This window comes from Streptomyces sp. NPDC059718, from assembly GCF_042733315.1.
GTDB lineage: Bacteria > Actinomycetota > Actinomycetes > Streptomycetales > Streptomycetaceae > Actinacidiphila.
Map to the genome: position 1 here is coordinate 62,832 of NZ_JBHWGA010000030.1, position 12,894 is coordinate 75,725.

The window sequence follows — 12,894 nt, forward strand, 5'->3', positions numbered from 1 at the left end:
TTTTGTTCCGGGGGGGGGGGGTGCCCTTGCCTCTAGTTGTCATGTCGCCGCCCCCCGTATTTGCCCCGGGTGCGCGGGCGGCGGCGGGCCCCCCCCCGCAACACCGGTGTCGCGCTGACGCCGTCGCGGCAGGTCAGGCTGACCAAGTGCCGTGTCATCGACCTGATGCGGGTCGGTCGCACTCTGTGTTGCTGAGTTGTTGACGCGTTGACGCGCTAACACGTTGACGTTGACGTTGACGCGCTGACGACGCCGTACTTCCCTCTTTTGCCGCGCCTTCGGCGTGTGCCTGTTTCTGCGCGCGATTTCCCTTCCTGCTTCGCCCTGCCCGGAGACACGCGCGTTTCCCGTCCCATGAACTCCCGGAGTGCTCCCATGCCACCTTTGTCCCCCTCCCCATCCGGCGTCGACCGACGGCTGTTCCTGTCCTCCCTGCTCGGCGTCGCCGCCGCTGCCGGGCTCGCCGGCTGCGCGGGAGCCAGCGCCGACGTCGCCCGGTCCAAGGAGGCCGCGTCCGCACCGCTGGCGTCCCAGGTCCCCTCCGGGACGAGCCTGAAGATCGCCTCCTACCAGGGTGTCCAGCAGCTCCAGTTCAAGCTGGCGGGCCTGGCCGACCTGCCCTTCACCGTCGCCGACTGGCTGAACATCGGGGCCGGTCCCGACGTCATCAACGCCTTCCGCGCGAAGTCCCTGGACCTCGCGAACAACGCCGGGATCCCGCCGATCCAGGCGCATTTCCAGGGCTACGACGCGAAGATCGTCGCGATCAACATCACCCGCAAGCCCACCTATGCCTTCGCCACCAAGCCCGGCAGCGACATCCAGGACGTCCAGGGCTTTCGGGGCAAGAAGCTGGCCTTCTCGCAGGGGCAGGCGCAGGGCGTCGTCCTGCTGCGCGCCCTGAAGAAGGCCGGGCTGAAGTACGACGAGGTGAACCTGGTGCCGCTGACCAGCAACCAGTTCCTCACCGCGCTCCAGGCGGGCCAGGTCGACATCGCCCCGCTGGCCAACCAGCAGACCCCGGCCTACATCCAGCAGTACGGCTCCAAGGGCGCGCGCACCATCGCCACCGACGTCGTGGACCTCCTCAACCTGCTGTGGGCGCCCACATCCGTGCTGGCCGACCCCGCGAAGGCCGCCGCGGTCGCCGCGTACATCCCGCACTGGGCGGAGGGCCAGGTGTGGGCGTACGAGCACCCGGACGCCTGGAACCGGGAGTTCTACGTCAAGACCCAGAACCTCACCCTCGCGCAGGCCCGGTCGATCACCGCGCTCACCAACAAGCCTCTGTTCCCGCCGAGCTGGGACGAGGCGGTGAAGTGGGAGCAGGAGACCGCGGACCTGCTGGCCGAGGGCGGCTTCGTGAAGGGGTTCGACGTCGACTCGCTGTTCGACCGGCGGTTCGAGGGCATCGCGGCGAAGGCCGTCCCGGCCGAGTACCGGAGGTGACGACCATGACCGCCACCGAAACGGCACCCCTCGTGACCACGCCCGCGACGAAGGCTCCCGCGGTACGTCGCACCACATCCCGCCGCCTTGCGCCCGGCAAACGGCTTCCCGCCTCCCGGCTCGTCGGCCCGGGCCTGTTCGTCGCCCTGTGGGCCGCCGCGTCCGCCGCCGGTCAGCTCGACCCTGGCGCGATCCCGGCCCCCTGGACGGTGCTGCGCACCGCCGGCCGGCTGTGGACCGACGGGACGCTGCCCACCGACGTGCTCACGTCGCTGGAACGCGCCGGATACGGGTTCGCCCTCGGGCTGACCGCCGGCGTGGTCCTCGCCCTGGCGGCGGGTCTGAGCCGGGTCGGCGAGGCCCTGATCGACGGTTCGGTGCAGCTCAACCGTGCGATCCCGACCCTCGGTCTGATCCCGCTGTTCATCCTGTGGCTCGGCATCGGTGAGACCTTCAAGATCGCCATCATCGCGATCGTCGTCTACATCCCGATCTACCTGAACCTGCACGCGGCACTGTCCGGCATCGACCACCGTTACGTCGAACTCGCCGAGGTTCAGGGCCTGTCCAGGATCGCCTTCATCCGGCAGATCGTCATCCCCGGGGCGCTGCCCGGCTTCTTCGTCGGCCTGCGGCTCGGAGTGACCGGGTCCTGGCTCTCCCTGGTCGTCCTGGAGCAGATCAACGCCACCAGCGGCCTCGGATACATGATGTTCCAGGCCCAGAACTACGGACGCACCGACATCATCCTCGTCGGCCTGCTGATCTACGGCGTCTTCGGCCTGGTCTCCGACAGCACGGTCCGCCTCATCGAACGGAGGGTGCTGTCGTGGCGACGCACGCTGAGCAACTGACCGATGTCGAGGACCCGGCGGTCCGGCTCACCGGGCTGACCCGCTCCTTCGACGGTCGTACCGTCCTCGACGGCATCGATCTCTCCATCCCGGCCGGACAGTTCACGGCCCTGCTCGGCCACAGCGGCTCTGGCAAGAGCACCCTGCTCCGGGCCATCGCCGGGCTCGACCACCACGTCGTCGGCAGCGGCGAACTGACCGCCCCGGAACGGGTCTCCGTCGTCTTCCAGGACTCCCGGCTGCTGCCCTGGCGCCGCGTGCTCGACAACGCGCTGCTGGGGACGGACGGCAAGGAAGCCGCCGAACGCGGCCGCGCCGCCCTCGCCGAGGTGGGTCTGGCCGGCCGCGAACGGGCCTGGCCCAACGAACTGTCCGGCGGTGAGGCACAGCGCGCAGCGCTGGCCCGCTCCCTGGTCCGCGACCCAGAGCTGCTGCTCGCCGACGAGCCCTTCGGCGCCCTGGACGCGCTCACCCGGATCCGGATGCACGCACTGCTGCGCGCGTTGTGGGAACGCCACCGGCCCTCCGTCCTGCTCGTGACCCACGACGTGGACGAGGCCCTCGTTCTGGCCGACCGGGTGCTCGTGCTCGACCGGGGCCGCATCGGCCTGGACCTCACCATCGAGCGCCCGCACCCGCGCTCGCACCGCGACCCGCTCCTGGCCGAATACCGCGAGCGCCTGCTCACCGCCCTCGGCGTCACCGAACACCGCCACCACCAAGAGCACCCGAACCCCGGGGAGGAACACCAGTGACCGGGCGCCAACTGCACCTCAACGCCTTCCTGATGAACACCGGCCACCATGAGGCGTCCTGGCGTCTGCCCGAGAGCGACCCGTACGCGAGCGTCGACCTGGACCACTACCGCAACCTCGCACGCATCGCGGAACGCGGCACCTTCGACTCGATCTTCCTCGCGGACGGCCCGGTCCTCTTCAGCGACGTCGGCCAGCGCCCCTCCGGTGCTCTGGAACCCCTCACCCTGCTCACCGCCCTGGCCACGGCCACCGAGCACATCGGGCTGATCGCCACCGCCTCCACGTCGTACAACTCCCCCTACAACCTCGCCCGACGTTTCGCCTCCCTGGACCACGTCAGCGGCGGCCGCGCGGGCTGGAACATCGTCACCACCGCCGGGGTCGAGGCCGCCCGCAACTTCGGGCTCGACGACGAGCCCGCCCACGCCGACCGCTACGAGCGCGCCGCGGAGTTCCTGGACGTCGCGCTCAAGCTCTGGGACAGCTGGGAGGACGACCTGATCGTCGCGGACAAGGCGGCGGGAGTCTGGGGCGACGAACGCAAGATCCATCCGCCGCGCCACAGGGGGAGGTACTTCAGCGTCGAAGGCGCTCTCAACGTCCCCCGAAGCCCGCAGGGTTACCCGCTCCTGGTGCAGGCGGGCTCGTCGCAGGACGGCAAGCGGTTCGCGGCCCGGTACGCCGAGGCGGTCTTCACCGCCCAGCAGACACTGGCGGACGCGCAGGCCTTCTACGCCGACCTCAAGGACCGGTCTCGTGCGGCCGGCCGCGACCCCGACCACATCAAGGTCCTGCCCGGCATCGTCCCGGTCATCGGCTCCACCGAGACCGAGGCACGCGCCCACGAACAGGACCTCGAGGACCACATCGTCCACGAACACGGCCTGAAGCGTCTGGAACACCTCCTGCACCTCGAACCGGGCGTCCTCGAACTCGACGCCCGGCTGCCCTCCGACCTGCCGCCGGAAAGCGCCATCGAAGGGGCCAAGAGCCGCTACACCTTGGTCGTGGAGCTCGCCCGACGCGAGCACCTCACCGTTCGGGACCTCATCGCCCGCCTCGGCGGCGGCCGCGGCCATCTGACCTTCACCGGCACGCCCGAGCAGGTCGCCGACACGATCGAGAAGTGGTTCCGGCTGGGAGCCGCCGACGGATTCAACATCATGCCCGCCGTCCTGCCGTCGGGCCTCGCTCTCTTCGTCGACCGCGTCGTGCCGATCCTGCGCTCCCGCGGCCTGTTGCGCACCGAGTACGGCCCGCGGCAGACCCTGCGGCAGCGCTACGGCCTCCCGCATCCCGCCAACCAGTACACCGCCGCTCTCGTCTGAACCCGGAAGGACGCGCCCATGCCCGAGATCGAGATCCGCAAGGTCACCGCCCACATCGGCGCCCAGGTGTCCGGCGTCGACATCGCCAAGCCCCTCGACGACGACACCGTCACCGCACTGCGCACCGCCCTCAACGAGCACAAGGCACTGGTCTTCGACGGCGTCGACCTCGACGACGAGGGCCAGCAGGCCTTCGCCCGCCACTTCGGCGACCTCACCACCGCCCACCCCACCGTGCCCTCGGTGAACGCAGCACCGAACGTGCTCCCCGTGGACAGCGAACGCGGCCGCGCCAACCACTGGCACACCGACGTCACCTTCGTCCTCAACCCGCCGCAGGCCAGCACCCTGCGCAGCATCACCGTCCCGCCGTACGGCGGCGAGACCCTCATCGCCGACGCGGCCGCCGCGTACCGCCAACTGCCCGAACCGCTGCGGCTGCTCGCCGACACCCTGTGGGCCGAGCACACCAACGACTTCGACTACGCGGTGCCCGACGAGGAGATCGACGAGGAGAAGGCCGAGCAGCGCGCCCAGTTCACCTCCATCGACTACCGGACCGCCCACCCGGTCGTCCGGGTGCACCCGCTGACCGGCGAGCGCGGCCTGTTCATCGGCGGGTTCGCGCAGCGGATCGCCGGCCTGTCGGTGCCGGAGTCCCGCCGGGTCCTCGACCTGCTCCAGGCGTACGTCACCCGGCCGGAGAACATCCTGCGCTGGCGCTGGTCCCCGAACCAGCTCGTCCTGTTCGACAACCGGATCACCCAGCACTACGCCATCGACAACTACGACGGCCTGCCGCGCCGCCTGCACCGCGTGACGGTCGCCGGTGACGTGCCGGTCGGCGTCGAGGGCAAGGCGAGCTACTCGATCAAGGGCGACGCCTCGCACTACACATCGGTCGCCTGACACGCGGGTGAGCCGCAGCGTTCGCTCCGCATCGACCGTACCCGCCCACGCTCTGGCTCACGGCCCCGGACCGCATCGGACACCCGGTACCGCGCACGAACCCGGAACCTCGCGAGGCCCCGCCGCGCAGCCCACGGCGGTGGGGCCTCCCGCGACGCGTCACTTCCTCCGCCTCACTGCCGGGCGCCCTCCGGGTCTCCATGGGTTTCTGACCGAGTGAGGAGCGCGCCGTACGTCTCGCCCGGGTCTGCGCTGAGCGCCGCCTTCGCCAAGCGGGTGTCCTCGTCCGCGAGGACTTCCAGCTCGCCGGCCTCGAGTCCGTCCAGGGCTTGGCGCACGACATCGGCGGGGTCGTTCTTCGGGATGTCCCACCCGCTCATCATGTCCGTGTCGGTCGAGCTCATCAGCAGGCCGGTGACCTGGGTGCCCTGCCCCGCCAGCTCCAGGCGGACGCCGTTGGTCAGGCTCCAGGCGGCCGCCTTGGCGACCGCGTAGGAGTTGGCCCCCGGGTACGAGAGCCACGACAGCCGCGAGAGAACGTTCAGGATCGCGCCTCCGCCGTTCGCGGCGAGCACCGGGGCGAAGGCACGCACGACCGACAGGGTGCCGTAGAAGGAGGTGTCCAGCTCGCGACGGATCTTGTCCAGGTCACCCGTGACGAGGTTCTGGTAGAGGCTGATGGCCGCGTTGTTGATGAGCAGCGTGACGTCCGAGGCGGCTGCGGCCGCAGCGGTGACGGAGGCGGGGTCGAGGAGGTCGAGGCGCAGACGCTCGGCGCCCGCGATGTCCACGCGCTCGGGGTCACGTGCGGTCGCGTACACCTTGGCACCGCGTGCGAGGAGTTCCTCGGCGAAGTGACGGCCGAGCCCGCGAGAGGCTCCGGTGATCAGTACTGTGCTTCCCGAAATCTTCATGGCCTCACCGTATGACGCAGACCTTGAGCGGAACGATGGCTCAATGGCGCAAAAACATGTCTGTTTGCCTCACCGCACTTGAGTAGACTGCATTCGTGGATCTGCTCGCCGAGGTACTGGCCCTGTCGGATGTGCGGGGAGCTGTCGGTGCACGCATCGAGGCCGGCGAGGACTGGGGCTGGTGGTGGACCTCCGCAACGCCGCGCGCGTCGCTCCACGCGGTCACCGCGGGAACGGTCTGGGTGGGTCTGCCCGACGGCCCGCCCCTGCACCTGATGCCGGGTGACGTCGTCCTCCTGCCCGGCGGGGCCGCGCACGCACTCGGCAGCGACCCGGCAGCAGTGGCCCGCACGGGGCCCCGCACGTTCGACGACTGGCATCTCACCGGCTCCGGAACCGTGTCGATCGGCACCGGACCGGTACGTGCCCGCATCCTGTGCGCCGATTACGACCATGATCGGACGGTCTCGACGCAGGTGCTCACTCTGCTGCCCGACGTGGTCCACCTGCGCGCGGGCGACGACCCGGACGGGCTGGCCCAGGACACCGTGCGCCTGCTCGGCCGCGAACTCGCCGCTCCGCGAGCGGCCACCGGCGTGGTCCTTGACCGACTCGTGGACGTACTGCTCGTCCAAGTGCTGCGGGCCTGGCTCGCCTCCGGAGGAACGTCCGTACCCTCCTGGCTCGGGGCTCTGGACGACCCGGTGGTGGGAGCCGCCGTGACCAAGCTCCACGAGGAACCCGCCAGACCGTGGACCACCGCCACCCTGGCCCGTGAGGTCGGAGTCTCGCGCGCCACTCTCGACCGCCGCTTCGCCACCGCCACCGGCGAGTCGCCAGGCGCATACCTCACCCGCTGGCGCATGGACCTCGCCGCGCGGCGCCTGCGCGACACCCACGACAGCCTCGACGCGATCGCCGCCTCGGTCGGCTACTCCTCCGGCTACGCCTTCAGCCGGGCCTTCCGCCGGGCGCGCTCACAGCCGCCGGGCCAGTTCAGGGCGACCGCCCGCACCGAAGGCGACCCGGCCCCGGCAAGCGCCGCCACTACAGCCCTCTGATCACCGCGTCCAACCGGGTGCCTCCCCCACGCGGCCGGCAGACCACCGGACCACGAGCAGCGGGTTGACCCGGCGTGGCTGGGACCCACAAGGAGCGCCCGAGACGGCGGCCCACACTCGGTGGTGCGGCCCCGAACAGCTCAGCGGAGGCGGCGGATACGGATGGGGCCGCGGGCCTTGGCCGCCTCGACGGGACGGCCGGCTTGCGTAATCTCCACCTCGCCGGCTGCGGCCAGCCGCCGGGCCGCTCGCCGGGCCGGTTCCATGAGCATGCGCCAGCCGTCGCCATCCCCTTCATAGACCGCCCGCGCGGCGTCAGAAGGGCAGATCGTCGCGGTCGGCGCACGACGGTCCAACAACTCCAGGATGGCTCGCTCCAGGCGCTGGTCCGTCCGCCGTTCCTTGTGCGGCACTCAACCAGTGTCGCAAAGACGATGTGCGGTCGCTTCAGCGGCCGTCGCCCCGACGCATCGCCGACAGGATCCGCTCAGCTCTGTGCCTTCCGCCTCATCCGGGACCTGACGTAGGCGACCACCGAGACCACGACGATGAGCATGACCGTGTCCTCGGACAGGGTCCCCAACCCGTTCGTGACGGAATGGCCGAAGGTGAGGGCGGTTGCGAAGTGGGCGATCACGATGGCGCAGAGCATGAGAGTGAAGCGCAGCAGCGAGAACCCGCGCTTCTCCTCGTCCGGCTCAGTTGTCATCTCTGCCTTCACCGCCATCTCCGGCTTGCCTGTGTTTTCTGGCCTTGTCCATGACTTTCTAGCCCAGCCTCGACTTGATCACGTAGGTGATCCTGGTCACCAGCCCGGAGAGGTGGAGACGCAGGCGCGGCGCCGGACGCCCAGGTGTCGTTCTGCCGGTCGGCCTAGGAGCCGGGGGCGGCGAGGCTGCGTCGGGTATCCGCGAGGTGGACGTCGATGTACCGGGCGAGCATCAGCGCGTCCTGGGGGTCGGCGGCCTGGAAGGCGATGCGACGCAGCAAGCTGACCCCGTTCAACGCGACGCCCTCGCGGACGAGTACGAAGACGAGGGCGAGGAACGCGGACCGGGCGTTGCCGTCGTCGAAGGGATGGAAGAAGCAGACGTCGAGATAGGTGCGGGCGGCTCGAGCTGTCAGGGACAGAGGCTGCCCGCCGCCGGCTGCGCTCTCGGTCAGGCAGGCGTCGAGGCGGTCGCGCGTGTCCGGACCGATGCCGTAGCGTTCCCGGCCGCCCTTGGCGAAGGCGGGCAGGGTTCGGAACGGCGGGGGCTGCGGTGTGTTCAGGACGTGCTGCTGCCAACCCTGCAGTAGTGCGAAATTGAGTGAGGCACCGCGCGCCGCGTCGGCCCGCAATTGTTCCAGGGCGGCGAGCAGGCCAGCCGCCCTCGTGGCGTCCACAGCGCCGTCGAAGGCGCGGATGTCCTCCGCCGCGCCGTCGCGGGCGGGAACGACCGGTCCGTCGGTGACGCCGTCCGGCGCCTTCTGCCACGCCACCGTCTCGCGGACCTCGAGCCAGCGCTGCAGGTGGTCCGGCGCGGGCCCGGCGAGGCCCGCGCCGTCGTTCGGCCGCAGGGACAGCGCGAGCCGTTCCGCGATGTCCTCGACGAGCAACGCGTCGGGGCCGGTCCAGCTCTGGAACCGGCCGCCGATGGCCTGGTCGACCAGCTCCTGAGCGACATCGGGGTCGACTCCCCAGCGGCTGAGGAACCAGATGAGCACCTGCTGACAGTGCCTGTGCCAACCGCTGCCGCAGCCGGTGCGGTCGGTCACCTGCAGGATCAGGTTGCGGGCGGCGCGCTCCCACAGGATCCGCTGGTCCTCGACGGCGGCCAGGTCCAACGGGTACGCCTCGAACCACCCGGCGAGACTCTCCAGCCATCCTCGCCACTCGCACAGCGCCGCGACAACCCGGGCGAGCGTCTCCTCCGGGGTGGTGATCGAGTCCCTGGGGCAGCACCAGTTCCCGACCGGCCCGCCGTCGAAGTCGCCCTCGTCGTGCGCCCAGCGCCAGCCCACGGCCCAGCGGCCATAGCGCTCCATGAGGACATGCGACATGGCGCCGGCCCAGAGTTTGCCCTCGCCGTGGCTCCAGGCACTCATTGCCGGGTCGGCCGAAGCAACGTCAGGGCGGCGGGGCACACGCCCGGCCGGCCCGAGCGAGCGCACCACCTGCGCTGCCGACGCACTGTCGAAGGGATGACGGGCGGGGTCCACCTCGTCCCAGCTCAGAAAGCCAGGGGCCAGCACGGGAATCACCGCGCTAGCCTGCACGTCTACCGGCGCCCGCTCAAGTGGATTACCGCACAGCGCTGCTCGTCACCGTGGCGTCGACCTGCCGTACGCGTCCCGGTCGCACCGCCAGGCCCGTCCGCTCGGCTCGGCGGATCCGCGCGAGCCCGCGGCCAGGGCGATGATGGGAAACGCGGGGCGTCACACGCGGGTTCGAGTGACCGCGACCACCACGACCGTTGGCCGGTCGGGGATCACCGCACCCTCAGCCTCGTCGTGCGCGGTGTACACGCCGTCCTGGGAATCGCCGTACCCCAGAACGTCGGTCTGCACATCAAGCACCGCGTTGTATCCCCACGGTCCGGTCAGCCGGATGACGGCATGGATCCTGGCCGGTGCGGAGCGTGTGTTGACGACCCTGACGCCGACCCGGAAGGCGTCGCCGGTCTCCTTCAGCACAGGCTCACGCACCATGACACCGTCCTTGGAGGCGGCGGTCCCCGCCTCGCCGGTTCCGCCGTCCCGCAGCTCGGCCTCGGACTGTGACGGGCTTGCGTGAGCCGTCACCACGACGAGCGGGGATGGCGACGTCGCGCGAGCCGCGGACGGCTTCCCGTCCGACGGGCCGCATCCGGCCGCGAGAGCGGTCACGGCCACGACCGCCAGCGTCGGGCCGATGCAACGGCCGACATGGCGCGACACTGCGGTGTCGAAGTCCAACGTGTTCCCCTCGGTTGCGGAAGCCGCCTTCGGCCTGAGGTCACCGGCCCGGTATGCGCGCTGAAGCCGCCCCGGCCGATGCCCCGGCGGGGTGCATCAGGCCATGCCGATCCGATGTTGCCCCAAGGTGGCGGGAGGCCCGACCTCCTTGATCATCAGGAGGGGAGATTACGGGAACACCCGTTCGCACCGGAAGGGTGTGACCCCATCGATACGGGCATCGGCCGGTTCTCGTTGATCGGTGACCGAAAGGCGGATCCCCATGCCTTCCCGCGGACAGCCGAAAGGCCCAGTCGCAGCGATGTATCTGCCGATAGTTGGCGATGAAAGGTGCTACTGGCACGGTGCCGTGGCAATGCCCCTTGCGTGGGGCGCCGGGGCGGCGCAGGGTGTGCCGAAGCGCCGATGGATTTCCCCGGCACGGGCATAAGCCTTCCGTCAATGTTCCGAATGGAACGGAAGAAGCTGATCTCCTGGCTGTTATGTAACCCCCTTGGAATCGATCATCTAGCTGACGCGGCGGCGATGGACGACTCCCGGGTCAGTCCGTATGCAGGGGAAACCGACTCGTCCAGGACGCACTCGGATCCGGCCTGTGTTCATGCCCCGACGTTGTCTACGGCTGCGGATGCGAGTCACGGCTCCTCCCGCGTCGGCCTCAGGAGGCCGGCGCGTTCGGCGAGGAGGGCGGCCTGGACGCGGCTGTTGACTTGGAGCTTGACGAAGAGCGAACTGACGTGATCCTTGACCGTGCCGGTGCTCAGGCAGAGGCGTGCGGCGATGTCCCTGTTGGACATGCTCTGCGCGATGAGGAGGAGGACGCTGCGCTCGCGGTCGGTCAACCGCGCCACGCCCCGGGCGGCGACCTCGTGAGGTGCGGCGTCCAGATAGCCGTTCACGACCGCCCGGGCGATCTTGGAGGCGAGCACGGTCCCGCCACTGGCCAAGGCGCGTACCAGGAAGGGGAGTTCTTCCGGGTCCGTGTCCTTCAGCAGGAAGCCCGCTGCGCCGGAGCGCAGGGCGGCCGCAACGTACTCGTCCATGCCGAAGGTGGTCAGCATCGCCACCACCGGAGGTCGTGGCAGACGGCTCAGCCGGGCGAGGATCGTCAGTCCGTCCACGTCCGGCATCCGGATGTCCAGAAGCACCAGGTCAGGCTGCGTATCGTGCACCGTCTGGACTGCCTGCGCACCGGCTACGGTCGCGACGACCTCGATGTCGCCCGCCGCTTCGAGGATCCGCTGGAACCCCGTACGAATCAGGGCTTCGTCGTCGACCACCAACACCCGGATCACATGTGCTCCACTCGCAGCCGATCACCGCCGGATCCCTACCACGCCACGAGCAACCCATTCGTCACAATTACAGGGGAAACAGCGTGGTTGCGCCAGCCAGTCGGCTGGAGAAATTCCCGACATCCGCCGGATGGTGTGCGAGTGGGCGCACCACAAATCTGGGGGCATGACCAACGCATCGCCGGCCACAGCCCCGGCTCCTGCAGCACGCCCCGGGGCCGTGGAAGGGCACCGTCGTTTCCGTCCGGCGGTGACGGGCCGACTGGTCGGCGTGGATCTTGCACGGGGTCTGGCGATCCTGGGGATGTTCGCGGCGCACGTCGGTCCCGACCATTCGGTGGGCGGCCCACTCGGCTGGACGATGGAGTTGGCGCGGGGCAGGTCCTCCGCGTTGTTCGCCTTCCTGGCCGGCTTCTCCCTGATCCTTCTCACCGGGCGAGCGGAGCCGGGCGGGGAGGCAAGCGGTGGGGCGAGTGCTGATCCGCGCGGGCGTGCTGATCGTCCTGGGGTATCTCCTGACGGCCCTGGACACCTCCATCGACGTGATCCTGTCCTTCTACGGCCTCGCCTTCGTGCTGCTCCTTCCCCTGTATCGGTTGCGGGCCCAAACGCTGGCGCTGATCGCCGCGGCCACCGCGCTCGTCGTACCGCAGGTCCTGTACGTATTGCGGGTCTCCCTCGACCGCGGGAGCTGGGGCGCCGCGGTGATCGCCCATGACCCCCTGGCCCGGCTGACCGGTTCGGACGGATTCCTGGAACTGCTGATCACCGGCTCCTACCCGGTGCTGACCTGGGTGCCCTTCCTCATCGGCGGCATGGCTGTGGCCCGCCTCGACCTCAGCCGGGCCGGGGTCCGCGCCAAGATCGCCATCTGCGGCGGCGCACTGGCCGTCGCCGGTTACGGCGGTTCGTGGCTGGCGCTGCACTTCGTCCCGGGGGCGGAGACGGCGATCAGGGCGGCCTCATCCGACGTCACCCAACGCTTCCTGTTCGGGGGTCAACGGCACATCCCGCCACTTCACAACCCGCCGCCGGCTCTTCGGCCGTCACCGAACAGCATTTCGATGTTACTGTCCGCTTCCAAATCTGGGGCTTCGTCACCGAGAGCAACTGCCGCCCCGTCGCGGCCTGCAGAAGACCACACCACACTTCGGCAGCACCCTCGGCCGACGCGCTCAACAACGTGACAACGCTGTCAGCACAGCTCTTCAGACGCCGCGTCACTCGAATGCCTTCCGTGATTCCCGGCCATTGCGATCACGCATCCGAGGGTCGGGGACACCCCGGGCCCGATACCTCCCGGGCCGGCCCCAGAGTCAGCGCCGATCACCGACACATTCCGCGAGAGAGAACCTGACGAGACCTCATATGAGTTTGCACTCAAGGCCT

The 12,894-nt window shown here is 69.8% G+C and carries 12 protein-coding genes and 1 pseudogene; 7 read left to right on the forward strand and 6 right to left on the reverse strand.

Annotated elements, in window-relative coordinates; all coding sequences use genetic code 11:
* Window positions 1-375 precede the first annotated feature (375 nt).
* Genes ACFV3E_RS29825 through ACFV3E_RS29845 form a run of 5 tightly spaced genes read left to right on the forward strand, consistent with a single transcriptional unit; the run spans window position 376 to window position 5,298 of the window.
* Complete coding sequence (locus tag ACFV3E_RS29825) at window positions 376-1,449, forward strand: ABC transporter substrate-binding protein (RefSeq protein WP_500537474.1); 1,074 nt, start codon at window positions 376-378, stop codon at window positions 1,447-1,449.
* Window positions 1,450-1,454: 5 nt separating this feature from the next.
* Window positions 1,455-2,303: an ABC transporter permease gene (locus ACFV3E_RS29830; protein WP_500537475.1), complete on the forward strand. Its 849-nt coding sequence runs from the start codon at window positions 1,455-1,457 to the stop codon at window positions 2,301-2,303.
* A complete protein-coding gene (locus ACFV3E_RS29835) occupies window positions 2,279-3,058 on the forward strand; it encodes an ABC transporter ATP-binding protein (protein WP_500537476.1) in 780 nt (259 codons plus the stop codon). Before ACFV3E_RS29830 ends, ACFV3E_RS29835 begins: the two co-directional genes overlap by 25 nt.
* Complete coding sequence (locus ACFV3E_RS29840; protein WP_500537477.1) at window positions 3,055-4,389, forward strand: LLM class flavin-dependent oxidoreductase; 1,335 nt, start codon at window positions 3,055-3,057, stop codon at window positions 4,387-4,389. Before ACFV3E_RS29835 ends, ACFV3E_RS29840 begins: the two co-directional genes overlap by 4 nt.
* Window positions 4,390-4,407: 18 nt before the next feature.
* Window positions 4,408-5,298 carry a TauD/TfdA dioxygenase family protein gene (locus ACFV3E_RS29845; protein ID WP_500537478.1) on the forward strand — a complete coding sequence of 297 codons (891 nt, stop codon included), beginning with the start codon at window positions 4,408-4,410 and terminating at the stop codon, window positions 5,296-5,298.
* A gap of 173 nt (window positions 5,299-5,471) precedes the next feature.
* On the opposite strand, the gene ACFV3E_RS29850 is transcribed toward ACFV3E_RS29845, so the two are convergent.
* Entirely contained in the window at window positions 5,472-6,212 is a 741-nt protein-coding gene (locus ACFV3E_RS29850) for an SDR family oxidoreductase (RefSeq protein ID WP_500537479.1), read from the reverse strand.
* 95 nt (window positions 6,213-6,307) lie between these two features.
* Here ACFV3E_RS29850 and ACFV3E_RS29855 point away from each other — a divergent pair, with 95 nt between their 5' ends.
* Complete coding sequence (locus ACFV3E_RS29855; protein ID WP_500537480.1) at window positions 6,308-7,273, forward strand: AraC family transcriptional regulator; 966 nt, start codon at window positions 6,308-6,310, stop codon at window positions 7,271-7,273.
* Between the two features lie 140 nt (window positions 7,274-7,413).
* On the opposite strand, the gene ACFV3E_RS29860 is transcribed toward ACFV3E_RS29855, so the two are convergent.
* The 5 genes from ACFV3E_RS29860 to ACFV3E_RS29880 all read right to left on the reverse strand — a co-directional run bounded on the left by ACFV3E_RS29860 (window position 7,414) and on the right by ACFV3E_RS29880 (window position 11,505).
* Window positions 7,414-7,686 (reverse strand): DUF3253 domain-containing protein, encoded by a 273-nt coding sequence (locus tag ACFV3E_RS29860; protein WP_500537481.1) that lies wholly within the window; start codon window positions 7,684-7,686, stop codon window positions 7,414-7,416.
* Window positions 7,687-7,760: 74 nt separating this feature from the next.
* Window positions 7,761-7,982, reverse strand: a complete 222-nt coding sequence (locus ACFV3E_RS29865) for a hypothetical protein (RefSeq protein WP_500537482.1) — start codon at window positions 7,980-7,982, stop codon at window positions 7,761-7,763.
* A gap of 164 nt (window positions 7,983-8,146) precedes the next feature.
* The gene (locus tag ACFV3E_RS29870) at window positions 8,147-9,301 is read right to left on the reverse strand and encodes a Fic family protein (RefSeq protein WP_500537483.1); all 1,155 of its coding nucleotides are present in this window, start codon (window positions 9,299-9,301) and stop codon (window positions 8,147-8,149) included.
* A gap of 390 nt (window positions 9,302-9,691) precedes the next feature.
* Window positions 9,692-10,210 (reverse strand): hypothetical protein, encoded by a 519-nt coding sequence (locus ACFV3E_RS29875; RefSeq protein ID WP_500537484.1) that lies wholly within the window; start codon window positions 10,208-10,210, stop codon window positions 9,692-9,694.
* Between the two features lie 635 nt (window positions 10,211-10,845).
* A complete protein-coding gene (locus ACFV3E_RS29880; protein ID WP_500537485.1) occupies window positions 10,846-11,505 on the reverse strand; it encodes a response regulator in 660 nt (219 codons plus the stop codon).
* 166 nt (window positions 11,506-11,671) lie between these two features.
* On the opposite strand from ACFV3E_RS29880, the pseudogene ACFV3E_RS29885 reads away from it, so the two are divergent.
* A pseudogene (locus ACFV3E_RS29885) lies at window positions 11,672-12,470 on the forward strand (heparan-alpha-glucosaminide N-acetyltransferase domain-containing protein); the annotation flags it as partial.
* Between the last annotated feature and the right edge of the window lie 424 nt (window positions 12,471-12,894).

What these genes read in the sequence shown, in the direction of transcription:
- ACFV3E_RS29825 (WP_500537474.1), top strand. Translation starts at nt 376, where the DNA reads ATGCCACCTTTGTCCCCCTCCCCATCCGGCGTCGACCGACGGCTGTTC.
- ACFV3E_RS29830 (WP_500537475.1), top strand. Translation starts at nt 1,455, where the DNA reads ATGACCGCCACCGAAACGGCACCCCTCGTGACCACGCCCGCGACGAAG.
- ACFV3E_RS29845 (WP_500537478.1), top strand. Translation starts at nt 4,408, where the DNA reads ATGCCCGAGATCGAGATCCGCAAGGTCACCGCCCACATCGGCGCCCAG.
- ACFV3E_RS29850 (WP_500537479.1), bottom strand. Translation starts at nt 6,212, where the DNA reads ATGAAGATTTCGGGAAGCACAGTACTGATCACCGGAGCCTCTCGCGGG.
- ACFV3E_RS29865 (WP_500537482.1), bottom strand. Translation starts at nt 7,982, where the DNA reads ATGACAACTGAGCCGGACGAGGAGAAGCGCGGGTTCTCGCTGCTGCGC.
- ACFV3E_RS29870 (WP_500537483.1), bottom strand. Translation starts at nt 9,301, where the DNA reads ATGGAGCGCTATGGCCGCTGGGCCGTGGGCTGGCGCTGGGCGCACGAC.